Source organism: Bacillus sp. GM2 (assembly GCF_056155945.1).
Map to the genome: position 1 here is coordinate 2,156,414 of NZ_JBRKSZ010000007.1, position 24,637 is coordinate 2,181,050.

Consider the following 24,637-nt stretch of genomic DNA (forward strand, 5'->3'; position numbering starts at 1 on the left):
TTTATCCGGGTGACTTGTCAGATTTTCTGGCTAAAATGTTTATTTTCCGTTGCAGCAAGGGAATAATGAAATGACTAAAGAGAGGACGGGGGAATGAAAATGGACTCAGCAATCTCGAAAGAAAACCGCGGCGCGGGCTGTGCAAGCGAATACGATGTCTTAAAAAAAGTGGTATTATGCAGACCGGAGTATATGGAGATCGCCGAAGTGATCAACGAAACACAAAAGTATTTCCAAAAAGATAATATCGATAAAGCGCTGGCCGTCCGCCAGCATGAAACATTGATAAAAGAATTGGAGAACCGGGGGATTGAAGTCGCGATTCTGCCTGCTTTAAGCCAATTTCCGGAACAGGTCTTCACGCGCGATATCGGGTTTACGATCGGAGACACCGTGTTTTCCGCTCAGCTATCAGCCGACATCCGCCAAGGCGAAGAAAACGTCCTCCAGGAATGGCTGGCAGAAGAACAGATCGCCTGGGCCACATTTAATGAAGGCTATCAAATCGAGGGCGGCGACATCCTCGTCGACCAAAATACCGTATATGCCGGCATCAGCCACAGAACGACGTTTTCGGCCGTCCAAGAGCTGAAGCGCAGGCTTCCCTCTTATGAAGTCGTACCGGTTCCGTTTGAAGAGACTTTCCTTCATTTGGACTGCGTCTTCAACATTCTTTCGCCGACAGAAGCGCTCGTCTATCCAAAAGCCCTGGGAGAAGGAGAATACGATGTCTTGAAAAAACGCTATGACATGATCGAAATTACGGATGATGAACAGTTCAGACTCGGCACAAACGTCTTGTCTATCGGCAATAAAACCGTCATCAGCCTCCCGGATAACCGCCACGTGAATCAGGAGCTCAGAGAAAGGGGCTATACGGTAATCGAAATCGACTTATCCGAGATCATAAAATCCGGCGGATCTTTCAGATGCTGTACATTGCCGATTGAACGTACTTCGACTGGATGTCACGAAGGCGGCGTCTGATCCTTGTTTCATTTGGCATGAGCGGCTTAGTGAATCCTGAAAAGCTGCCGGCAAACTGAGGAGCCCTGTAAAAAGGGCTCCTTTTTTTATATTCACCTCGCCTGCAGCGTCACCTTCAGGCTGTCCTCCTCTTTTCTCGCGTCGCCGTCATACAGATGGCAGGCGACAAAATGACCGTCATCGGCTTCTTTTAAGAGCGGTTTTTTGGCGGCGCAAATGTCCGTCGCGGCGGGACACCTCGTTCTGAAAACGCAGCCGCTCGGCGGATCGATCGGACTTGGCAGCTCGCCTTTCAGTATGATTCGTTTCCGCTTATCTTCCACATCCGGATCGGGAATCGGGATAGCCGATAAAAGGGCCTGGGTGTAAGGATGCAGCGGTTCTTGATAAAGCCGGCCGCTGTCGGTGATCTCGACCATGTGCCCGAGATACATGACGCCGATCCGGTCGCTGATGTGCTTCACCATGGAAAGGTCGTGGGCGATAAATAAAAACGTGAGCCCTTTTTCCTTTTGCAGCTTTTTCAAAAGGTTGACGACTTGCGCCTGGACGGAGACATCAAGTGCGGATATCGGCTCATCAGCGACGATAAATTCAGGCTCAAGCGCAAGCGCCCTGGCGATGCCGATTCTTTGCCTCTGTCCGCCGCTGAACTCATGGGGATAGCGATTGGCAAAGCTTTTGTGCAGGCCGACTGCTTCCAGGAGCTCGTCCGCTTTTTCAAGACGCGCCTTTTTCCCTCCGTACAGGCCGTGGATTTCCATGGGCTCTGTCATAATCTCCCTGACCGTTAGCCGCGGATTTAGTGAAGCATAGGGGTCTTGAAAAATCATTTGAATTTTCCGGTTATACTGGAATGATTCATCATCGCTCAAATTGTGGATGTTTTTCCCCCGATATGTAACCTCGCCCTCTGTCGGCTGATAAAGGCGCATCAGCACCCTTCCGGAAGTCGACTTGCCGCAGCCCGATTCTCCGACTAGCCCGAACGTCTCTCCTTCTTTAATATCAAATGAAATGCCGTCGACCGCTTTGACCGTTTTGCCCCTTCCGGCGTCAAAGTGCATTTTCAGACGGCTGACTTTCAATAAAGCGCCCGTTTGCATGCCAATCCCCCCGTTTGAATTAAAAATAGCGCCTGATGGCACACAGCTCTTTTTCATAAATTGTGCCTTTAAGAGGTATGACCTCAATCGATTTTCCCGTTTTTGGAGAGTGAAGCATCTCTCCGTTTCCGCAGTAAATGCCGACATGGTGAACTCGCCCTTTGCCTTCTTCATATGCGAAAAACAGTAGATCGCCCCGCTTCGGGCTGCTGAAGGACACCTCTTTTCCGCCGTTCGCCTGGTCGCCGGCATCGCGCGGCGCTGAGCGGCCGTTCGCCTTCAGCATATTGAAGACAAATCCTGAGCAGTCGTAGCCAAAACCGCTCATTCCTCCCCAAAGATAGGGCAGGTTCAAAAACGCCTCACCGGTTTGAACGATGTCGTCTCCACTGCCTTTTACAGGTGTTTCGATATCCGCATCTTCTTTTTTCAGCCATCTGCGGCCGAGCGGTGTATCGACCTCAAACCAAATGCCGTCCGAAGACAAAACGGGCAGCTTAGTGAGAAAGCTCAGCTCAAGAACTTTCATTTTCTTGTCATCATATAGAAAAGCCGTCGGTTTTTGAATGACGGCGCTTGTCTCAGACTTCGCCGGGCTTTTTTCGACCAGGCATTCCTTTGGTATCCAGCCCGGGTAGCCGCGTTCGTCTTTTGCAGACGGCTGCCCGGGAATGATGACGAAAGCCCAGTCTTCCCGCTCTTTTATAAGCTGCACATCTTCTCCGAAAAGCACCTGTGTTTGAACAAGGTTTGCCGTACACAGCTCAAGACGCTCATCGAAGGACAATGCGTCAAGCCAGCTTCTCACATGTACGGGATTTGACAGCATCAACCGATCAATGCGGCGCGGTGCTTCCGGACTGGTCCAGACGTTGGCGACCGAGACGGCTGTCGTATAAAGGCTCATTCGTCTTCCCCCTCTCAATGGTTGACTTTCGTGATACCGAGTCCGGGAGCATCCGGTATCGTGATCGTTCCTCCATGATAGCGGATGCCGCCTTCAACAATATCCTCCTTCAGCATGAGCGGCGCATCAAAATCGAATTTTGTCACATTTTTCTGGCTTGCTGCGAAGTGGACGGCTGCTGTGATGCCGATCCTTGTCTCGATCATGCTTCCGGCCATGCATTCCACTCCGCACGCTTCTGCCATGGCGTTGATTTTCAGCGCCTGGCGGATGCCGCCCGCTTTCATCAGTTTAATATTGATGAGATCGGCGCTTCTCGTTTTCAGCACGTGAAAAGCATCCCTTGGGGTAAACACGCTTTCGTCCGCCATAATCGGCGTATCGACGGCATCTGTCACCTGTTTCAAGCCTTCGAGATCGCACCGGTGGACCGGCTGTTCGACAAGCTCGATCGAAAGCCCCTCATCCTCCATTTTCCGAATCGCTTTGACAGCCTGTTTCGCAGTCCAGCCTTGATTGGCGTCCACGCGGATCCGGACAGCGGACCCCGCTTGTTTGCGGATTTCCCTGATCCGTTCGAGGTCTGTTGCCATGTCGTTTTTTCCTACTTTAATTTTGAGCGTACGAAACCCTTCTTTTACATAACGGGCCGCGTCTTTCCCCATTTCTTCCGGGTCATTGACGCTGACGGTAAAATCCGTCTCGATCTCCCGCCTGTATCCGCCCAGCAATTGATACAGGGGAAGACCGCAAAGCTGAGCCAAACAATCGTAGACGGCTGTTTCTACAGCGGCCTTTGCGCTTGTATTTCCAACAATCAGCTTGTCGATGTCATGAAATATCGCCTCCGCCATTCGCAAGTTGCGCCCGGAGAGCGCCGGTGCGAATATCGTGTTGACTGCCCCCTCAATACTGTCAAGCGTCTCACCGGTAATAACGGCAGTCGGAGGCGCTTCGCCCCAGCCTGTCATCCCGTTTTCAGCCGTTAGTTTGACAATGACAGCTTCCGCGGTGCGGACGGTTCGAAGCGCCGTTTTAAACGGCTTTTTCAGCGGCACGGCGATGCGGTTTGTCGTCATTTCGGCAATCTTCATGGCAGCCTCCTTTTTCCATCAAGAAATTCCCGGATTGATAGTAAGCTGTTTTTTGTCGGCGTCAAGGACGGCTTGCACCCCCACCGGAACAGCAATATTCGGTGAACAATGGCCGATGTTAAAGCCTGACAGCGCCGGTTTTCCTGCAGCGGCGATATAATCTTGGAAAACTTCTTTTAATGTGAGCGACTCACCGCGTTTTTTCGGAATGCAGTTATGAAAATCGCACAGCAAGATGCCGGCGGCGTCCGATAATTTCCCGGCCATTTTCAATTGATTCAGCATCCGGTCAATTCGGTAAGGCTCTTCATCGACATCCTCGATAAACAAAAGCTTTCCTTTCGTATCAATTTCATAAGGCGTACCGAGCGTCGTCACCAGAAGAGCAAGGTTTCCGCCGACGAGCTCCCCTTTCGCCGCACCGTTTCCGAGCGTTTCCAAAGGCGACAGCTCCTCTGTATAGGTGAGCGTCATTTTTTGAAACAGCTGCCGGAAGGAGCGCCGGGTGAGCGGATGCACGTCTTCTTTGCCGATGTCCGAACTGAGCATCGGACCGTGAAATGTAATAAGTCCGGTGTTTTGCCTGATCGCTGTATGTAAAAAAGTGATATCTGAATAGCCCCAAAAAATTTTCGGACGGCTTTTGATGAGACGGTAGTCAATTTTCTCGGCAATCCGCGCCGTGCCATAACCTCCGCAGGCACAGATGACAGCTTTGACCGAACGGTCTTCAAACATGTCGTGCAGATCCTCCAAGCGCTCTTCATCGCTCCCCGCCAAATAGCCGTGTCTTTCAATGGCTGAGCGTCCCACTTTGACTTCAAGCCCGAGTTCTTTTAAAAACCGGACGGCGCGGTCAAGCTTTTCGGGGACGGGCGGACTGGCCGGCGCAATCACACCGACCGTATCTCCCTGCATTAATCTTTGAGGCGCAATATTCAACTGAGACATCCCCCTTTATGAAAAGTCCGCCCGCCTCTGTGCGGTGGCGGGCACAAAGAAAGTGCAGACGGACAAGTTTGATCATGACGTTTTTTCGGCCCATTTCAGTTCAATGTAGCCGACCGGATGACGGACGATGCCTTTCACATTCTCCTTTTCCAAATGGACTTGATTGTAGAAGTGGATCGGTATGATCGGCATCCCTTCAAACAGCAGTTCTTCAGCCTGATGCAGCAGTTCGGTGCGCTTTTCTTCATCAGCTTCATTTTTCGCCGCCTTGATCAGCTCGTCATACTCTGAATTGCTCCAGCCGGTTCTGTTCATTGCGTTACCCGTTTGAAAGCTTTCCAGGAAGTTGATCGGGTCCGCATAATCAGCCAGAAAAGAGCTTTGGGAAAATTGAAATTTGAGCGCCTTCTGTTCTTCAAGGAATGTGTTCCATTCCATATTGGCGAGCTTCACATCGACGCCGAGTGTACTTTTCAGCTTCTGCTGAATCGCTTCCGCCATTTTTTTATGCTCCGGTTTTGTGCTGTATGTCAGCGTAACGGCGGGCAGCTTTTCGTAGTTTTCTTCCTTCATGCCTTTTTCGAGCAGCAGTTTCGCTTCATCGGCATCATATTTGAGCAAATCGCCGCCTTCCTCGCGAAAATCCTTGCCGTTCGGTCCTTTGATTCCCGGAGACACAAACCCGTGGGCCGGTTTTTCACCGTTTTTTGTGACATAATCGACGATTTCCTGCTGATCGACGGCCATCGCAAACGCTTTTCTGATCTTTTCATTCTGGAACGGTTCTTTATTAACATTGAACCTGTAATAGTAAAGACCTGCCTGATCGAACACCTTCACCTCGTCAGAACCCATCAGCTTCTCGCTCATTTCAGCCGGGACATAAGCCGTATCAAGCTCATTCGACTCGAACATTTGGTAGTCGGTATTTCTGTCATCGACTATCGACCATGTCACTTTATCAAGCTTCACAGTATCCCGGTCCCAATACGTATCGCTCTTTACCATCGTAAAGCTTTCATCATGCTTCCATTCTGTCAGTTTAAACGGACCGTTGCCGACGAATGTAGCAGCTTCTTCATGCCATTTCGGATTTTTTTCGGCGATTTTCTGAGGAACCGGGAAAAAAGCCGGATTGGCTACAATGCTTAAAAACGACTGCTGCGGACTTTCGAGCGTCACCTTAAGCGTTTTTTCATCCTCCGCTTTGACTTTGACATCATCTTTCGCACCTTTTCCGCTGTTAAAGGCCTCGCCGCCTTCGATAAAGTAGCCTAAAAACGCGGCTGAGGAGCCCGTTTTCGGATCGAGCAGACGCTTCCACGCATATTCAAAGTCCCCAGCGGTTAAAGGGTCTCCGTTCGACCATTTGGCATCATCACGGATTGTAAAAGTATATGTTTTCCCATCGTCGGAAATGTTCCACTTTTCGGCGGACGCCGCTTCCGGTTCATGGTCTGCGCCAAGCCTAGTCAAACCTTCCATCAGATTGTTCAGCGCCTGCCATGAGACATTATTAAAGCCGATCGGCGGATCAAAAGATGTCGGTTCATTTTCATTGTTCAGCCTCAGGACCTGTTGTCCAGCCGTTTCTTTCGCTTTCTTCTTCGTTTCCTGCCCAGCCTGTTCATTTGCCGTACATCCAAACAGCAGAATGACCGCAAATGCGGCAGCCAATACGCTCGCTAGCCTTTTCATCAAATCCCCCCATTGAAAATCGATTTCATGATTATGTCGTCAGTAGAGCCCGTTTCGCCCTTTCATCCTGAAGCCAGCAGCACACACGATGCCCCGCCGAGACTTCTGCAACGGCAGGATAAACCCTGCTGCACACTTCCATTGCATAGGAACAGCGCGCCGTAAACGGACACCCTTCAGGCGGAGAAAACAAGTCCGGCGGCGTCCCGTCAATCGGAACGAGATCCGCACCTTCGAGGTCAAGCCTCGGAACAGAATGCAGCAAGCCTTTTGTATACGGGTGCTGCGGACGGTAAAAAATATCCCTCCTCGCTCCCGTTTCCGCTATTTTCCCGGCGTACATCACGGCGATTCTGTCCGCCGTCTGTGCGACTACGCCTAAATCATGGGTGATTAAAATGATGGATACACCGGTTTTCCGCTGAATGTCTTTAAACAGCTCAAGAATTTGCGCCTGAATGGTAACATCAAGCGCGGTCGTCGGTTCATCCGCAATCAGAATCTCCGGTTCACAGATGAGCGCCATGGCGATCACGATCCGCTGCCTCATCCCGCCGCTGAATTGATGCGGATACTGCCTCAAACGCTCTTGCGGATTCGGAATCCCGACGAGCTCAAGCATCGAAATGACAGCTTTTCGAGCGTCTGTTTTAGATACGGGCCGATGTTCCAACAGCGCTTCTGTGAGCTGGTCTCCGACGGTCAAGGTCGGATTCAGGGCCGTCATCGGATCCTGGAAGATCATTGAGATTTCAGCCCCTCTGATCTTTCTCATCTCTTTTTCGGACAGATGGCGCAAGTCTTTTCCCTTAAAGCGGATCAGACCGTCTGTGATCGTTGCCGAAAACTTCGGCAAAAGCCGCATAATGCTTTGCGATGTCACGCTTTTTCCGCATCCCGACTCACCGACAATCGCAAACGTCTCCCCCTCATATAACTCAAAGCTCACGCCGCGGACAGCTTTAACCGTGCCGCCGTATGTCGTAAATGAAACATGCAGATTCTCGACTTCCAATACTTTTTTCCGCAAAATACATTACCTCCTCAGCTTCGGATCTAACGCATCCTGCAGCCCGTCTCCAACGACATTAAATGCGAACATTGTTAATGAAATAAAGAAAGCGGGAAAAAACAGCCGCCACCAATGTCCCGATAAGATCACCGGAAGGCCGTCGTTCGCCATGACACCCCAGCTCGCAAACGGCGCTTGAATGCCCAAACCGAGGAAACTGAGAAACGCTTCGGCAAAAATAGCCGACGGCACCGTCAAGGTCATCTGGACGATGATCGCTCCCATCATGTTCGGAAGGAGATTCCGCCTGATGATCCTTATCGTTTTCGCTCCGAAGGTTTTGGATGCGAGAACATGCTCATCATGCTTCACCTTCAAAACCTGACCCCTGACGATCCGCGCCATGCCGACCCAGCCGGTGACGGTCAGCGCCACGATGATTGTCCCGAGTCCAGGACCCATCATGACCATGAGAAGAATGACGACCAATAAATAAGGCAGTCCGTGCAGCACTTCGATGACCCGCATCATGACGTGGTCTGTTTTGCCGCCTTTATAGCCGGAGATGCCGCCATAGATGACGCCGATTGCAAAATCGATCAAAGCCGCCATCACGCCGACAAACAGTGAAATCCTCGCTCCGTACCACGTTCTTGTAAACACATCGCGTCCGAGCTCATCGGTTCCGAACCAATGCTCCGCCGACGGAGGCAGGTTTTGCTCGGAAAGCGTCTGCTGGGTGACGCTGTGCGGAGAAAGAACCGGTCCGAGAACAGCCATGATGAACAGGAAGATTAACACGCTCAATCCCGCCATCGCCAGCTTGTTTTTCCGTAAAATCCGCCAGGCGTTCTGCCAGTATGACAGGCTCGGCCTTGCGACGGATTCACGCTCATCCTGCTTTTGTTTTAGCGGGGCAAACCATTCAACAGGGATATCACTGCCTGAAGACGCTTCGTTTTCTGTGCGGACTGGAAGGCTCATAAGCTCACCCTTTCTTATGCAGTTTAATACGCGGATCCAGGATTCCGTAGGCCATGTCGACAAGAAACAACATGATGATGAGGATGATGCTGTAAAAAACGGTGGTGCCCATAATCACGGGGTAATCGCGAGAGTTGATGCTTTCAACAAAATATTTTCCCATGCCGGGAATCGCAAAGATTTTTTCGATGACGAAGCTTCCCGTTAAAATCGCAGCGGTAAGCGTCCCGAGAATCGTTACAACAGGCATAAGGGCGTTTTTCAAGGCGTGCTTCATGACAATTTTAAAATGGGAAAGCCCTTTAGCCCGAGCCGTTCGGATATAATCCTGTGTCAGCACTTCGATCATGCTGGAACGGGTCAGCCTTGCGATAATCGCCAGCGGCCCCATTGCCAAAGCCGCAGTCGGAAGCACCATATGAAGCGGGCTCGTCCATGTCGACGGGGGAAATATGTTCCAATTAACTGCGAATTGCTGTATCAGCAAAGTCGCCATAATAAAGTTGGGAACCGAAATGCCGAGAACGGCAATGGTCATCGCTATATAGTCGATGATGCCGTTTTGCCGCAGCGCGGCAAAGATTCCGAGTGCGATCCCGGAAATGACCGCCATAATCAGCGCCGTCATCCCCAGCTCAAATGAAACAGGGAACCCTCTTGACAGCAAATCGTTCACGCTTTGTGAAGGCTGCTTGATCGACGGCCCAAAATCAAAGGTAACGATCGACTTGACATAATACAAATATTGAACAAAGAGAGGCTCATCAAGCTGATAGTAAGCCTCAAGGTTGCGCTGAACCGCTTCATTCGTGTTTCTTTCTTCATTGAAGGGAGAGCCAGGAATCACTTTCATCATCACAAAGGTCAATGTCGTAATCACCAAAATGGTCGCCAGCATCGACAGAAGCCGCTTCATGATGTAACCCGCCATTTTCATCCCACCTTCCTAGGAGAATGTCGTTCTCATCGCAAGCTCGGTCATGACAAGCATCGCTTGATAGGCTTCAAGAATGTCTTTCGCTTGATAGCGGACAGTCGTCGTTTGCGGTTCGATTTCAGCACCCGGCATCAGACTCGCCCACTCGGCTTGGCCGTAATTGGCAAACTCTATCCGCAGCACCGGCCTGTCCGGAGGCGTGAGCGGCTTGACTTGACTGCGGTTTTGAATCGCATATGCCGTCCGCTCTCTTAATAGCTGCCCCGCTTTCTCTGGCGTCAGGCATTTGACCGCCGAACGGGATACCGTTTCCTTGACGGCCGCTGTCGTTACGTTCGGAATCAGCTCCTCCGCCTCAGCCGCCGCCTCGCTGTCACCGGTAACCATGAGGACCGGGACGCCGTAATAACCGGCAACATAAGCGTTGAAACCCAGCTCGCCCACCGCCTGGTCGTTTATGTAAAAATGTCTGACGCCGAAAATCATACTGTGCGACATCACGCCTCTCATCGATGCTCTCGCATGGTAGCCGACGAACACAGCTCCATCGCATGTATCGTCAAGTCCCTGGACCATCGAAAACGGTTTGACATCTCCGGAAATGAGCAGCGCTTCAGGATGGAGCCGCTCAATTAACAGGTTGTTCATTTTAGAGTGGCTGTCATTGACAAGCACCTCTCTGCATCCGCTTTTGAACGCTTCGTCAATCACATGATTGGCCTCGTCCGTCATGATCTTCCGGCCTCTCTCATAGTTCAGCTTGCTTGAATCGACGAACGAATCATCCGGAAGTCCGGTAATCCCCTCCATATCAACAGACATATACAGCTTCACAAAAAACCACCCCTTATGAAAAACGTCTCAAATTTTTTATTATTTTGGGAATATTCTAACAAATTATATTAGAATTTTAATAGAAATGCAATAACCATTGGTAATTTTAGAAATTTAATATAAAATTGGAATTTTGATGAATGTTGTCGAACGCAAATAAAAAAGCTGCCTGTGCAGGCAACTTTGGGATGTCCGGATATGTCGATGAACGCCGCGGCTCACTGCCGGCGGACGGCGTCTTTGATATCTTCATATTTCTTCATCGTTCTGGCGAACAGCTCGTCAAAGACTTCCGGCATGGTATTTTGAATGACTTCCGCTCCTTCTCCGGTGATGCCGCCTTTTGTCGCCACCCGATCAAGCGTTTGTGTAAACGTCATGTCTTTTTCCATTAACAGCTTGCCCGTTCCCAGCAATGAATGAATCAGAAATTGAAACGCTTCTTCTTTCGTAAGACTGCTGTTTCTGACGGCAGCTTGAGCAAATTCTTCAAAGATCGAAGCGATGAACCCCGGTGAAGAGCTTGTTAAATTGCTCGCAGCGTCAATATCTCTCTCATTGATCTGTTTGACTGTGCTGAAGGCGGAAAGGTATTCTTCCAGCCGGCTTTTGTCCGCCTCAGCAACCCGCTCGCCGTGGACAACAAGCGAAACGCCGATCCCGGCTTCAGATGTGAGGGTCGGAATGTATCTCGTCACCTGTCCGCTTGTCCAGTCGTGAAGCCGGTCAAGCTCGACCCCCGCGCAATCGAAACAATGTGGACATCCTCCTGAAGAAACGGCTGTATTTTCTCAAGCGTTTCTTTTACCGCCATCGGCGGTACACAGATGAAGATCAGCCCGCACTGTTTGGCGAGCTCTTCGGTCGATTGACGGGCGACATTCGGATAAAGCTTTCTCAGCTCCTCTGTTTTCACGTCATTCCTTGAGCTGACGACCACCATGTCATCGCTGATTTTCTCCTGATCAAGCAGTTTCACTGCAATCATCCGCGCCATGCTTCCGTATCCGATAAATCCAATCTTTTTCAACGTTTAGAACACCTCTGACATGTCATATTATAAATAGCACCCTATTTATTCTATCCTTTTTCTTTGACAATTTCCCACAATGTTTTCATGTTTATCCCACAGTCTTTGTTTATGATTGAGGCATCAAAGGATATGATAACAATAGGAGCGTGAAAATGATGGAATATAATAGAGAAGATCAGCTTGAAACGAAAAACGAACTCATCGTCTCCGATCAAAAGCCCGACCAGGCGATAAAAAAAGCAGAACAGCAAAAGCGGAGATTCTCGTGGATGACGCCGATTCTCAGCGGCATCATCGGAGGAAGCCTCGTTCTCGGCGTCACGACATACCAGCATAGCAAAGACGAAACGGCCAATACATCCGTCCAGACACAAACTAACGAGACGTCGAACTCATCGGCTTCTTCCAATAAAGCGAACACCGAAAAATTGTCCAGCACCAATTCGTCTGACATTTCAACAATGGTGGAACATGTATCTCCCGCCATCGTCGGTATTTCAAACTATCAAAAACAAACGGATAGCGGTATGTTTGGCTTTGAAAGCAACAGCAACAACAGCAGTTCAAGCGAACAAGAAACAGGCACAGGCTCAGGTGTCATTTATAAAAAAGCAAACGGCAAAGCATACATTATTACAAATAACCACGTTGTCGAAGGCGCATCTAAACTGACGGTTTCCCTGTCAAACGGCAAAGAAGTGGAAGGAAAATTGCTGGGCAGCGATTCCTTGACAGACCTTGCCGTTGTTGAAATTTCCGCTGATCACGTCGAAAAAGTCGCATCTTTCGGCGATTCGTCAAGCTTGAAAGCGGGTGAATCGGTCATTGCAATTGGAAATCCGCTCGGCAAAGATCTGTCCCGCACGGTGACGCAAGGCATCATCAGCGGTGTTGACCGGACCGTTTCCGTTGATACGTCCGCAGGCCAAACCGAGATGAACGTCATTCAAACAGACGCGGCCATCAATCCCGGCAATAGCGGAGGCGCCCTTTTGAATACAAAGGGCGAAGTGATCGGCATCAACAGTATGAAAATCAGTGAAAGCGGAGTGGAAGGCATCGGATTTGCGATTCCAAGCAATGATGTCAAACCGATTGCAGAAGAGCTGATGTCTAAAGGAAAAATTGAGCGCCCGTTCATCGGAATCGGCATGATGGATCTTGAGCAGGTGCCGGAAAACTATCAAACAGGCACCCTCGGATTAAGCGGCAGCCAGTTAAACAAAGGCGTCTACATCCGCCAGGTCGCTTCAGGCTCCCCTGCTGATAAAGCGGGCCTTAAAGAGAACGATGTCATCGTCAGCTTTAACGGAAAAGAAACCGATACGGGAAGCGCGCTGCGCAACCTTCTTTACAACGATGCAAAAATCGGGGATACGGTAAAGGTTACCCTCATTCGAAACGGCAAAACAATGACAAAACAAATCACGCTTGACCAAAAAGAATCCGCATCATCTTAACAGCATGCCCCCCTTTTAGGCTGTCGGCTGCGCCGGATGTCTTTTATATAAAAAAACGAGGTCCTTTTCAGGGACCTCGTTTTCTATTGAATCGGTTTCAGCCGCGCTTCAATCTCTTTCCGCCGATGTTCCAAATACGGCGGAAGCGCAAGGCTCCGGCCGAGCTCATCGATCGATTCATCAACGGCAAAGCCCGGCCCGTCAGTTGACAGTTCAAAAAGTATGCCGTTCGGTTCTCTGAAATACAGCGCCTTAAAATAATAGCGTTCCACAATCCCCGAATTCGTAAAGCCGTTCTCGCTGATTTTCTCATGCCACTGTTTAAGTTCTTCTTCATCTTTGACGCGGAATGCGACATGATGGACGCTTCCTCTCCCGGGACGCTCTCTCCTGCCGTCATCTGACTCTTTCACATGCACTTCCGCGCCTGCTCCTCCTTCACCCGATTCAAAAATGTGAAGCGTTCGACCGGTTTCATCAGCCTGTTCCTCACCGATTTTATGAAAGCCGAGAATATCGGTCAGCACCGCCGCCGTCGGACCGGCGTCCCTGACAGTCAGTTCGACCGGGCCGAGCCCCCTAATCGCGACATCCTCAGGAATGACGCCGTTTTTCACAGGCACTCCATGATCTTTTCCTTTTTCATCAGCCACAAGCATCATGTTCTGTCCTTCATGGTCTAAAAAGCGGAGAACGCTCCGCCCCGCACGCGTCTCGATGCCGTAAGTCTCTGCGCCGAGCTCATGAAGCCGCCTCTTCCAAAATTCGAGTGCTTGTTCGCCGGGAACCCGAAGTGATACGGCCGAAATGCAGTTCGTCCCTTCCCGCCTCCTGGCAAGCATCGGAATTTCGAAAAAGGTCAAATCTGAACCCGGAGACGCGACTTCATCACCGTAAAACAAATGGTACATCGTCGGCTCATCCTGATTGACCGATTTTTTTATCAGTTTCATGCCAAGCCCTTTGACATAGAAATCCAGATTATGTTGGGCGTTTGCCGTTAAAGCGGATACGTGGTGGATGCCATTTACGTTCATTCTCTCATCTCCTCATTAAATATCTCGAATTCGAGATTTCTTCTTTCTCAAAAATAGGCGATTTGATTTGAAAAGTCAACCAAACCGTCTTACAGGACCTTCCCTTCCTGCCGATCCCTCAAAAAACTAACAATAAACCCAAAATCACTTATTAAGGTTCGGTTATTGTTGCCCCCTTCGGGTTTTACGACCTTAAAATGTTTAACATCAACAAGAAATACGAAAATCTGAAAATTTATTTAATTTTTCTTTTTTAAAAAAGGTATTACAATATAAAAATAGTTTTCTATAAAAGAGATTACATCAATGGGAGGCATCGCAATGAATGCAGAAGCAAACGGACTAAAAAAAGAGATAGGCTTGTTATTTGCGCTATCTCTTGTGATTGGAACGATCATCGGTTCCGGCGTGTTTATGAAGCCCGGCAGCGTGCTTTCCTATTCCGGAAACGCACAAATTGCTCTTTTCGCCTGGCTTCTTGGCGGAGTCTTGACGCTAGCCGGCGGGCTGACAATCGCCGAACTGGGCGCTCAAATTCCGAAAACGGGCGGGCTTTACACATATCTTGAAGAAATTTACGGCGAGTTCTGGGGGTTCTTATGCGGCTGGGTGCAGATCATCATCTACGGACCGGCCATCATCGGCGCACTCGGATTATATTTCGGCTCGCTAGTGGCCAACTTGTTTTCCTGGGATAAATCATGGACTGCACTCATCGGCATTATCACCGTCGCCTTTTTATGCATCGTCAACATCGTCGGAACAAAATACGGCGGAGCGGTACAGACGGTCACAACGATCGGAAAGCTGATTCCCATTGTATGTATAATCGTGTTCGGTCTATGGCAGGGCGATGAACATATTTTCAGTACAGTCACAGAGAGCATCGCCAGCCAAAACTTCGGAGCGGCGGTATTGGCGACGTTATTCGCGTATGACGGCTGGATCCTTCTTGCGGCACTCGGCGGAGAAATGAAGAACCCGGAAAAAGTGCTCCCGAAAGCGATGACAGGCGGCATACTGATCGTCACAGCCTGCTACCTGTTCATTAACTTGGCGCTGCTTCACATTCTTCCTGCCGATCAGATTGTAAAGCTCGGCGAAAATGCGACAAGCACAGCCGCGACAATGCTGTTCGGTCCGATCGGCGGCAAGCTGATCTCCATCGGAATTATCGTCAGCATCTTCGGCTGCTTAAACGGAAAAGTTCTGTCTTTTCCGCGCGTGATCTTTGCGATGGCTGAGAAAAAACAGCTTCCGTTCTCCCGCTGGATCTCGCATGTTCATCCGGCATTCCATACGCCTTGGATCGCGGTCATCGTCCAGATGATGTTCGCTGTCATCTTAATGATCATCAGCAATCCAGAAAAGCTGTCAGAGGTTTCGATTTTTATGATTTACATCTTCTATGTCATGGCGTTTTTCGCGGTGTTTATTTTGCGGAGACAGAAGAACGGCCAAGGGAGATCTTACAGCGTGCCGCTCTATCCTTACCTGCCTGTTGCAGCGATTCTCGGATCACTGTTTGTTCTCATCAGCACGCTTATCACTGACTTTTACAGCTGCCTGTGGTCGATTTTGATCGGCCTCGTCGGTCTCCCGGTTTATTTTTGGATGAAAAAAAGAAATAAAAACGGCTCAGCCGCCTGAGCCGTAAGCCGCCGGCTCAAGTGCCCGGCGGTTTTTTTTATCCCTTCACAGACCCGATCAGAATGCCTTTAGCAAAATGCTTCTGCAAAAACGGGTACACGGCTAAAATCGGAAGCGTCGCAATGACGATGACGGCCAATTTGATCGATTGTTCAGGCGGCACCGTTTCCATCATATCATTCGTCGTCCCCGTCAGATCCGAAAGAATCGTCACTTGGCGCAGCACCATTTGCAGCGGCCATTTCGCGCTGTCATTGATGTACAGCAAAGCATGGAAAAAGTCGTTCCAAATGCCGACCGCATAAAACAGCGCAAAAGTTGCAATAATCGGCTTTGACAGCGGCAGCGCGATCCTTAAGAACACGCCGATTTCTGAACAGCCGTCAATCTTTGCCGACTCTTCAAGCTCTTTCGGAAGCTGCTGAAAAAAGTTCTTAATAATAATGAGATTGAACGGATTAATCGCCATCGGCAATATCAGCGCCCAGTACGAATCGAGCAGTCCCAGTGATTTGACGACAATATACGTCGGAATCATTCCTCCGCTGAAAAGCATTGCAAAAATAACGAGATTCAAAAGCAGGTTTCTTCCCTTAATGTGCCGTTTTGCAAGGGGATAGGCCATCGTAAATGTAAAAAAGAGCTGGACGATCGTTCCCACAGCCGTAATGAACACAGACACCCCCATGCTCCTGATAAATGTCGGCGTTGAAAAAATATAGCGGTACGCGTCAAGCGAAAACGTCTCAGGAAAGATAAAGAAGCTCTTTTCCGCCAGCTCGGCCTCCGTGGCAAAAGATCCCGCGATAATATACAGAAAAGGCAAGACGGTTATCAGTCCGCAGCAGCCGAGAAAGATCACATTAAACCAATCGAATACCCGACCCGCTTTTGTGTTATGGATCGTTTCCGCACCGGACATCCTTTTCACCTCCATTCATTAAAACAGACCGTCCTGGTCAAACTTTTTCGCGATATAATTGGCGCCGAATATCAGAATGATTCCGACAACCGATTTGAAAAGCCCGACTGCCGTACTGTAGCTGTATGCGCCTTGCGTAATTCCGACAACATAGACATACGTGTCAAAGATTTCAGCCACGCTCCGGTTTAAGGAGTTGGTCATTAAAAAAATCTGTTCAAAGCCGATGTTTAAAAAACTGCCGATTCTCAAGATGAGTAGCACGACGATCGTGCTTCTGATGGCCGGAAGGGTAATATGCCACATTCTCCTTAATCTGCCTGCCCCGTCCATCACTGCTGCTTCATACTGCTCTTGGTCAACCGAAGCGAGCGCCGCCAGAAACAGGATCGTTCCCCAGCCCGTCTCCTTCCATATGCTTTGCAGCACAATCATCGGCCTGAACCATTCGGGATCTGAGAGAAACGCAATCTCTTTGCCCGTTATGCTTTGCAGCATTTTATTCATCACGCCCGTATCAACTGTGAAAAAGACAAACGTCATGCTGACGACGATCGTCCATGAGACGAAGTGCGGAACATATATAAACGTCTGAATGCACCGTTTATAGATGGCGTGCCGCAGTTCATTCAGCAGAAGAGCGACAATCAGCGGAGCCGGAAATGCAAAAATCAAATCGAGAGCGGCCAGCATAAGCGTGTTGCGGAGCAGGCGGAAGAAGTCAGGATTCATAAAGAAATCTTTAAAATACTCGAACCCGACCCATTCGCTCTGCCAAAATCCGAGATAAGGCGAATAATCTTTGAAGGCGATTAACACGCCCCACATCGGCCAATATTTAAAGATGAGAAAATATAAAACACCGGGAACAAGCAGAAGATAGAGCCATTTATCCCGTTTTACAGCTTGCAGCCCAGTCGGTTTCTTTTCTGGCTTAACAGCGGTTTTCCCTGTTTTTGCGGTGATTTCCACGTGCTGCATCCCCCCTTTCGTATGCCGGTTGAAGACCTGAGCTATTTCGTCTCCTTGAAGCGCTTGTTCAGTTCTTTCATCAAATCTTCGCCGCCGCTTTTATACCAAAGCTGAACGGCATCTTGAAAGCCTTTTTCATCGATGTCGCCGATGATAAACTGCGTTTTGGCATCGAGAATGATGTTGTCAAGCTGTGCCCCTTTTTGGGTGTATACATCTGAAACGAGCGATTCGGCCGGGTTGAATACGGCGATTTTCTCCCCTTCTTTAAGAATCTGTTCACGGTGTTTGAACAGCTTTGATTCTTGTTTTTCCACATAGTATCTTTGTTCCGGAATGCCCATGCTGAACTGCGCAAGACCTTCGTGCTCATAAAGCAGTTTTTTATTATTTTTTTCAAGGGACGTGTACGTTCCGTTCTCAAGCTTATAGTTGCGCCCTTTTATACCGTTGTTGGCAATAATTTGTGCCTCTTCATCGTTCATTTTGTCCAGGAAGCCGAGCACTTCTTTCAATTCTTTTTCCGTTTTGACGCTCGCTTTCGGAATGGCAATCATTCCGGCGTATCCCGATGTCGGGAATGTATACGTTCCTTTCGGGCCTTTGACCGTTCCGGTGACGTCGATCACATCCTTGTTAGCGGGATCTGCTTCTTCCATTGCGCTTTGAATTTGCGAGGCCCGCGAACCGGTATCGACGATCACACCCGCTTTTCCTTTGACGATTGGATCGTTCCACTTCGCTGAATCCATGACGGCGAAGTCTTTATTGATCAGCCCCTCATCATACAGTTTTTTGAAAAACCGCAGTGCTTCCATATACTCTTCTGTCGTGAAGTCCGGAATGAGTTCCCCTTTTTCGTCTATTCCGTAGCGGTTTGGTGCGCCGAACCACGTCTGCATAATATCCCATGGGCTGCCGTTGCCAAGCCCCATCCATTTCGGCACCACCATGCCGTACGTATCATCTTTCCCGTTTCCGTTGGGGTCTTTTTCTTTAAACGCTTTCAGCACGTCGTAAAATTCATCGATTGTTTTCGGCATCTCCAGACCGACATTTTCGAGCCAGTCCGTTCTGATGATGATCGAAGCGCGGATCAGGTCCCTCGCCCTGTAAATGCCGTAAATCTCGCCGTTGATGGAACTGTTCTTCATCACTTTTTTATCGGCCTTTCCGAGGTTCGGGTAGTCTTTTAAATAAGGTGAAAGCTCCCAAAACGCACCTGATTTGACAGACTTGATAAATCCCGGCGACTTGTCCGTGACGACGATGGCTTGCGGCAAATCTCCCGAGGCCATGACGATGTTGAATTTATCATTATAGGAAGAGTTCGGAACCCATGTCACTTTGATTTGTTTTTTCGTGTATGTTTCGAGCGCTTTTAAAGACGGGCTGTTTTCTCCCGGACTTTCCGGCGACAGGAGCGGAGCCATAATATGAATGGCATCTTTCTCTTTTCCTTTCCTGTCTTGATTGGCCGTCTCATTTGCGCTGCACCCCATCAAGAGCAAAAAGACAGCGGGTGCAGTGAGCCATTTGTTTCCCTTCAGCTTCAGTCTTGCCATTGTACAATTCCCCCTTTTAATCGTCTCAATTGTTCCACTCAAATTTAAAGCGCTTACATTTTTCCGGCAACCTTCATTTTTTGCCTTCACACGCGAGCGGGATGATCTTTCATTGCCTGAATGATCTTTTCTTGCATGTCCTGATCAGGCGGCATATCTTTGAGCAGCTCCAGCACGGCTATTGTGTTGAGGCACCATTGTGAGACGCAGTTTGTCGTGACCCAGGGGATTTCAGTGATCGTTTTCCAGGCATGGACCTGTTTTGGAGTGATCGGCAGCGGTGTATGGCTTTGTTTTTCATCGAGCAACAGGCGCCACGCTTTTTCGGCAAGCTTCCGGTCTTGGCGGAGCCGGGCAGCATAAGCGGCCATGGCAGCGGAGAACATCGGCCAGTGAAATAAATCATCGTGAAGCTTCCCGTCGCTCCTTTTGCGCTTTTCTTCATCAGTCAGCAAATAAAATTCGCCGAATTCCCCCAGCATCCCCTTCCATTCGATATCCTCAAGCAGTTCTGCAAGCTCCATCCATGTTTGCGGGGCGCCGAAGGCGATGACCATATGATAGCCGCCATGATTCCCGTCTCCCATATGAAGCAGATCTGAAGCTTCAGGATCGTATCCGAAAGTCGGTCCGGACAACAGACGAAGCGGCAGCGCTTTAAGCCGGCTGATCCCCCGTTTGATTTTATCAAGGTACGCTTCATCGCCTGTCCGCTCCCATTCCGTCAGCCAGTTGGAACAGAACGTCGCCCAGTCGGGTCCTACTCTCGCGTGGGCGGGGAACTCTTTTTCCGGATAATAGGCTCTCATCGGATCAAGCGTCTCAAGCGCTCGATCGGCATCTTTCACTTCAGATAACACGTCTCCCGTTCTCTCGTCCGCCGTCAAAAAGTAATAAGGCTTATGAAGGCCGGCCATGCTGATTCTCGCTTCCTTGCACCCGCAGCCCCAATGGAGGACATTGTGCCTTGAACCGAGGCCTTTATACTCCCCGAAATGGTAGCAGTCAACTTCGCTAGTGTGACGGGTCATCGCTTCCGCCATTCTGAAGACGTCTTCCCTCCCGGATCTGAAAAAAGACTGCCAAAGCCAGAGGTTCGGTACGAGTTCCGTATTTTGCCATGCATAGCCGCCAAGGTCGTACCGCCATACATGCCGGACGGCATCGTACGTATGCATCACATCGCCGTAATGCCAATAGCCGTACCAGCTCCGCTGATCGACTTCGTTCATGTAAAACTTGAGAGCCTCGTCAAGCTGATCTTCAAGCGCAGCCGAGAGCGGGCGCCGTTTATCTTTCAGGCTCCAAACGCCCAGCGCGCGGGTGTGATAATAATAGTCAGGCTCACAAATAAGCAGCGGGGGATTTTGCCATTCGTCCGCCGCTCTGTTCAGCTCTTCATCGCTCGGCGGATTCGCAAAACAGGCGAGGCTGACTTCGCTCGTATTGGCAATGCCGACGGCCGTTGATCTCATTTCGGCAAACCCTTCATATGCGCTTTCAACATGAGTGTCTTTTGAATAATGACGGAAGTCCATCGCTTCAGCTTCAGGAGGCCAGAACCATACCGCCAATTTCGTTTCGCCGCCGGCAAGACCTTTCGCTTCAAGCGATGACGGATATTTTTCAAAGAAGTTCCTGAGCCCGAGCGCGATGCCGCCGTTTTCCCCGCCTGCATACATCAGCCCTTTCGCTCTTCCTCCATGAATCGCGTCCACCCAGGCGCAGTCTTTGCCGGTTCGCTTTGTTAAGCGCCAGTGATGCGGGGAATCCTGGATGAGCTTAAAATCGTTCCAGACGGCGTTTCTCTCCGCATCGCGCACGACTTCCGACTCTTCCGATACAGGCTGTCCCGCAATCTGTCGTTCATAGAGCCCGTTTGATTCATTAAATCTTCTCGTCACAAGCAGCTGAGAAGCCTCTCCGTAAATCCCTCCGTCGGCCGCATAGCGGATATGCCTGTTTCTCGGCGCTCCGCTCAAAACCGCGCTCATCTCAAAACCAAGTCCTTTGATCCATTCCGTTTCTGCGTCACAGTCGATGAAAATCGTGTGCACGATCCGGATGGACGGGACACCGGCATAGAAAGACAGCCTGACGGTAAAAGGGAGCCAAACATCGATGCCTCCGCCGCGGTGGACGCCTTCAATTTTGACGACTGTCTTAACCGGACCGTTTTGTTCGATTGCCGTACGTTTGATCATGCTCTCAAACCGTTCAATATGATACATGCATTGTGAATCTGAGCCGCTTCTTTTTTCTTTTAAAGCGATGAGCCGTCCTTCTTTCGCCATCATTTCCCCGGAAATGGAAATCGAACGGATGAGTTCCGGCCCCGATTTCCCAAGCCTGCAGACGATCGCGCCCGTATTCACCTTGATTTCATCTTTCTGCTCACTGACATTCATGACGGTTTTGGGGACACCGGGCTCCCCTTTTTTCAATGTAAATTGGCTGTCGCTTTCTTTAGGGAATACTGCGGCATGACCCGTCCATTTAAGCGAGCCGTCAGGCCAATACGCGAGCGGCCATGTTTGCAAACACGGGGCGTTTTCCGCAGCAATGGCGACCGTCTCTCCTTTTTGCAGCACTCCTCTTGCCCAAGGCACACCCCAAGTCACCCCGCCGAACGCGGCAGGCGCCCTATTCAGCCATTTTAGTTCAGCCTGTGCTTTCACAAGCGTTCCTCCTTTCTGTTCAACCGATTGGTCAGTGAACATTTTCCTGTTTAGCCTTTTGACCGTCAATATTCCTTTTTTGCTTATGATAGAAAGGTGCCTGCTCTTTTTTTGCAAAACGAAACAAAAAAGCCGCGGGCAAGCGCCTGCGGCGATTCATTTATTCTCTGAAAACAAAATCACGCGGTATTCGTGCGGGCCGAGTGTCACGCGTCCGGATACGGGCCTGTCGGACAATAAATCGGTTCCGTTTCCGTCAAGTGTCACTGCGCCTCCTTTGCCGTCCATATTGATCGCGACCCAAACGAGACCGTCTCCTCCTTTCCGGGGCGCGACGACTGTTCCGGTAGTGGCCTCGGTTTTCTGTGTAACGCCCGCTTCTTCTGCATAATGGCTGATCAGCTTTTTCATCATGATGTCCCCCGCTTCGCCTGCCGGCATCGACCCGAGCATGACGATTTTTCCTTTTCCGCATTTATGTTCTGTGATGAACGCTTTGCCTGACGCCGGGCCTTTTTCAATTATCCCGACAGCCTCGGTGCCGCCGGCTTCAAAAACAGCGCTCCACAAGCTCAGCGGCGCCTTTACGCCAAACGCCGTTCCGCTCGAGTTCCGCTCATCCATCGGAAATGTATAAAGCGTTTTGACACCGGAACATTTTTCCAATTCGCCTAATCCGCAATCAGTGTGAATCGTATGGTGCTCTGTTCTTCCGCCCGTCAGCGGACCCGCAATCCAAATGCCGCCCCTTTGTGCAAACGCTTCGGCTTTTTTGATAAACGCAGGCGGAAGATAGTGAATAAACGGCGTAAACAGCAGTTTATAGCCGTCAAGCGGACTCCCTTCAATAATGACATCTCTGTGAATGCCCATCTTTAACAATCGGTCATAAAACTCTGTGATCAGTGTTCTGTAGTGAAGACCCCGATGTGGCTCCGTTTTCAAAAACACCTTTGCACGGTCCGAATAGACGACGGCTGTTTCAGCCTGCAAAGGAGCCGTAGCCAGCATGATGTCCTCAATCTCCCGTCTCGCCCGCTCGACTTCGAGCACATTATCATATCCCACATCAGGCTTCCCCCATGCGCTGAGCACCGATCCGTGCGGCTGTTCGGACCCGGCTCTCTGCTGGCGCCACAGCCAATAGCAGAACGCAGCTCCGCCAAGAGCATAAGAAGAGACCGCTTCAGCTTTCAAATAGCCGTTTTGATGAGGTACCGCATAGCTTTCAAGCGAAGCGCTGTAGGAAGGGCTCGTCTCCATTATCCAAAACGGCCGTCCTTTTTTGATATTTCTCCATAAATCACAATTAAACAAAAAGGCGGCACTGTTTTCCTGACTGGCGTACGTATCAAACGAGGCGAAATCAAGGCTCTTGAAAAGAACTTCATGATCAACGCCGAACATGACGCTGCTGTTATGGGTGATCGGGGCGTTGGAGTATGCTCTGATCACCTCAGCCTGCTCACGCGCAAATTCAGCAATCTTCTCCATCGAAAACAGCTGATACATCGTCCTTAAAGAAGAATTGTGCAAAAACGGGGTCGGTCCGGGCTGCGGGACTTGCTCGAAGCGCTGATACGTTTCGCTCCATACGCCCGTACCCCAAGCCTCATTCAGACGTTCAATCGTCTGATAGCGGTCTTCCAGCCATTTGTGCCATAATGTGTTGCACGTTTCACACATGCATTCTGCGACATGGCATTTGAATTCATTGTCAAGCTGCCATCCGACCAATCCCGGAAGTTGTCCGAGCTCTTTGGCGATATGTTTGATGATCAGGCGGGCCCGCTCTCTGAAATACGGATGGTTTGTGCAGGCATGCTGCCTCGACCCGTGTCCCATCGTCTCCCCTTTTTCATTCACATGCATTCTTTCCGGGTGCCCGTGGGTCAGCCAGATCGGCGGTGTCGCAGTCGGTGTGCACATGACCGTTTCAATTTTGTTGTCGTGGAGCTTTTGGATGACGCCGGCAAAAAATCCGACATCGATCCTCCCTTCTTCCGGCTCCATCCTTGACCAGGCAAACTCTCCGATTCTGACGACATTGATCCCGGCTCGCTTCATCATCCTGATATCTTCATCCAGCACATCCTCGTCCCACAATTCGGGATAAAAGCAAGCGCCGTGGTACAGTTTGCCGCTCATCTTCATACCGTCTCTTTAACAAACGGCAGCCCGAGCTCTCGAATGCCGATAGCGACAAGCTTCGCCATTTCCCGGGCCCCTTTTTTCGTAAAATGTGTGTAGTCGTTGACATTTTCCGAGATCATAAAATATTTAAATACCTCGCTGTACCCTTTTTCCGCAAAATGCTGCAGGCTTTTGTCCATTAAATCGATCAAACGGACATTTTCTTCACTTGCCACCTGCTTCATCGCGATGCAGTAGTCCGGGAAGTCGTTCAAAAAAACGCCGTCCTTGTAATGGAGCCTTGCGACAGGCGTGATGAGAAGCGGTGTGGCTCCTTTTTGACGCGCGCCGTCGACGTACATTTTCAAGTATTGTTTATACGTCGTATACGGCTCTGTATAGCGTTCTGGTTTGTCTTTTGACGAGTCATTGTGCCCCATCTGAACGAACAGCCAATCGTCCTGTTTGATCACATCCAAAATCGATGCAAGTCTTCCTTCTTCAACGAACGTTTTTGAACTCCGGCCCCCGATGGCCCGGTTGATCACCTGTACATTTCCGGATACATAAGTCTGGAGAAATTCGCCCCAGCCTCCCTGAGGCGAATCCGCCTTATAATGCTGCACGGTCGAATCACCGGCCAGATAGATGCTGATTGTCATTATGACCACTCCTTT

Annotated in this window: 19 protein-coding genes and 1 pseudogene; 3 read left to right on the plus strand and 17 right to left on the minus strand. The window is 49.9% G+C overall.

Translation table 11 applies throughout. From position 1 onward, the window contains the following. The first annotated feature begins 99 nt into the window (after window positions 1–99). Window positions 100–987 carry a dimethylarginine dimethylaminohydrolase family protein gene (locus ACVC9U_RS11960; protein ID WP_075753468.1) on the plus strand — a complete coding sequence of 296 codons (888 nt, stop codon included), beginning with the start codon at window positions 100–102 and terminating at the stop codon, window positions 985–987. 92 nt (window positions 988–1,079) lie between these two features. Here ACVC9U_RS11960 and ACVC9U_RS11965 read toward each other — a convergent pair whose 3' ends face one another. From ACVC9U_RS11965 to proG, 10 genes and pseudogenes are all read right to left on the minus strand, one after another. Then, window positions 1,080–2,093 (minus strand): ABC transporter ATP-binding protein, encoded by a 1,014-nt coding sequence (locus ACVC9U_RS11965; RefSeq protein ID WP_075753185.1) that lies wholly within the window; start codon window positions 2,091–2,093, stop codon window positions 1,080–1,082. 19 nt (window positions 2,094–2,112) lie between these two features. Then, entirely contained in the window at window positions 2,113–3,000 is an 888-nt protein-coding gene (locus tag ACVC9U_RS11970; protein WP_075753187.1) for a C40 family peptidase, read from the minus strand. A gap of 14 nt (window positions 3,001–3,014) precedes the next feature. After that, complete coding sequence (locus tag ACVC9U_RS11975) at window positions 3,015–4,094, minus strand: mandelate racemase/muconate lactonizing enzyme family protein (protein ID WP_075753189.1); 1,080 nt, start codon at window positions 4,092–4,094, stop codon at window positions 3,015–3,017. Between the two features lie 18 nt (window positions 4,095–4,112). Next, entirely contained in the window at window positions 4,113–5,045 is a 933-nt protein-coding gene (locus ACVC9U_RS11980; protein WP_237562666.1) for a S66 peptidase family protein, read from the minus strand. Between the two features lie 72 nt (window positions 5,046–5,117). Next, window positions 5,118–6,743, minus strand: coding sequence for a peptide ABC transporter substrate-binding protein (locus tag ACVC9U_RS11985; RefSeq protein ID WP_441390992.1), 1,626 nt, complete (start codon window positions 6,741–6,743; stop codon window positions 5,118–5,120). A 31-nt stretch (window positions 6,744–6,774) separates the two neighbouring features. Beyond that, a complete protein-coding gene (locus tag ACVC9U_RS11990) occupies window positions 6,775–7,773 on the minus strand; it encodes an ABC transporter ATP-binding protein (RefSeq protein ID WP_020451081.1) in 999 nt (332 codons plus the stop codon). 6 nt (window positions 7,774–7,779) lie between these two features. Next, window positions 7,780–8,739, minus strand: a complete 960-nt coding sequence (locus tag ACVC9U_RS11995; RefSeq protein WP_075753195.1) for an ABC transporter permease — start codon at window positions 8,737–8,739, stop codon at window positions 7,780–7,782. Between the two features lie 4 nt (window positions 8,740–8,743). Beyond that, the gene (locus ACVC9U_RS12000) at window positions 8,744–9,670 is read right to left on the minus strand and encodes an ABC transporter permease (protein WP_075753197.1); all 927 of its coding nucleotides are present in this window, start codon (window positions 9,668–9,670) and stop codon (window positions 8,744–8,746) included. Window positions 9,671–9,685: 15 nt separating this feature from the next. After that, window positions 9,686–10,510, minus strand: a complete 825-nt coding sequence (locus ACVC9U_RS12005) for a M55 family metallopeptidase (protein ID WP_075753199.1) — start codon at window positions 10,508–10,510, stop codon at window positions 9,686–9,688. A gap of 218 nt (window positions 10,511–10,728) precedes the next feature. Next, window positions 10,729–11,540, minus strand: a pseudogene (gene proG, locus ACVC9U_RS12010) (pyrroline-5-carboxylate reductase ProG). A 158-nt stretch (window positions 11,541–11,698) separates the two neighbouring features. Here proG and ACVC9U_RS12015 point away from each other — a divergent pair. Continuing rightward, on the plus strand, window positions 11,699–13,003 hold the full coding sequence (locus ACVC9U_RS12015; protein WP_075753203.1) for a S1C family serine protease: 1,305 nt from the start codon (window positions 11,699–11,701) through the stop codon (window positions 13,001–13,003). Window positions 13,004–13,086: 83 nt separating this feature from the next. Here the strand turns inward: ACVC9U_RS12015 and ACVC9U_RS12020 are convergent, their stop codons facing one another. Next, window positions 13,087–14,040 (minus strand): ring-cleaving dioxygenase, encoded by a 954-nt coding sequence (locus ACVC9U_RS12020; RefSeq protein ID WP_075753205.1) that lies wholly within the window; start codon window positions 14,038–14,040, stop codon window positions 13,087–13,089. 321 nt (window positions 14,041–14,361) lie between these two features. Here ACVC9U_RS12020 and ACVC9U_RS12025 point away from each other — a divergent pair, with 321 nt between their 5' ends. Then, window positions 14,362–15,690 (plus strand): APC family permease, encoded by a 1,329-nt coding sequence (locus ACVC9U_RS12025; protein WP_075753470.1) that lies wholly within the window; start codon window positions 14,362–14,364, stop codon window positions 15,688–15,690. Window positions 15,691–15,727: 37 nt separating this feature from the next. On the opposite strand, the gene ACVC9U_RS12030 is transcribed toward ACVC9U_RS12025, so the two are convergent. The 6 genes from ACVC9U_RS12030 to ACVC9U_RS12055 all read right to left on the minus strand — a co-directional run bounded on the left by ACVC9U_RS12030 (window position 15,728) and on the right by ACVC9U_RS12055 (window position 24,622). Further along, the gene (locus ACVC9U_RS12030) at window positions 15,728–16,612 is read right to left on the minus strand and encodes a carbohydrate ABC transporter permease (RefSeq protein ID WP_075753207.1); all 885 of its coding nucleotides are present in this window, start codon (window positions 16,610–16,612) and stop codon (window positions 15,728–15,730) included. A gap of 18 nt (window positions 16,613–16,630) precedes the next feature. Beyond that, window positions 16,631–17,584, minus strand: a complete 954-nt coding sequence (locus ACVC9U_RS12035) for an ABC transporter permease (RefSeq protein ID WP_075753209.1) — start codon at window positions 17,582–17,584, stop codon at window positions 16,631–16,633. A gap of 41 nt (window positions 17,585–17,625) precedes the next feature. Continuing rightward, entirely contained in the window at window positions 17,626–19,086 is a 1,461-nt protein-coding gene (locus tag ACVC9U_RS12040) for an extracellular solute-binding protein (RefSeq protein ID WP_370510559.1), read from the minus strand. Between the two features lie 149 nt (window positions 19,087–19,235). After that, the gene (locus tag ACVC9U_RS12045; RefSeq protein ID WP_441390997.1) at window positions 19,236–21,869 is read right to left on the minus strand and encodes an exo-rhamnogalacturonan lyase family protein; all 2,634 of its coding nucleotides are present in this window, start codon (window positions 21,867–21,869) and stop codon (window positions 19,236–19,238) included. 114 nt (window positions 21,870–21,983) lie between these two features. Next, window positions 21,984–23,981: a beta-galactosidase gene (locus tag ACVC9U_RS12050; RefSeq protein ID WP_075753215.1), complete on the minus strand. Its 1,998-nt coding sequence runs from the start codon at window positions 23,979–23,981 to the stop codon at window positions 21,984–21,986. Then, a complete protein-coding gene (locus ACVC9U_RS12055; protein ID WP_075753217.1) occupies window positions 23,978–24,622 on the minus strand; it encodes a rhamnogalacturonan acetylesterase in 645 nt (214 codons plus the stop codon). The genes ACVC9U_RS12050 and ACVC9U_RS12055 overlap by 4 nt, the downstream gene beginning before the upstream one ends. Window positions 24,623–24,637 lie beyond the last annotated feature (15 nt).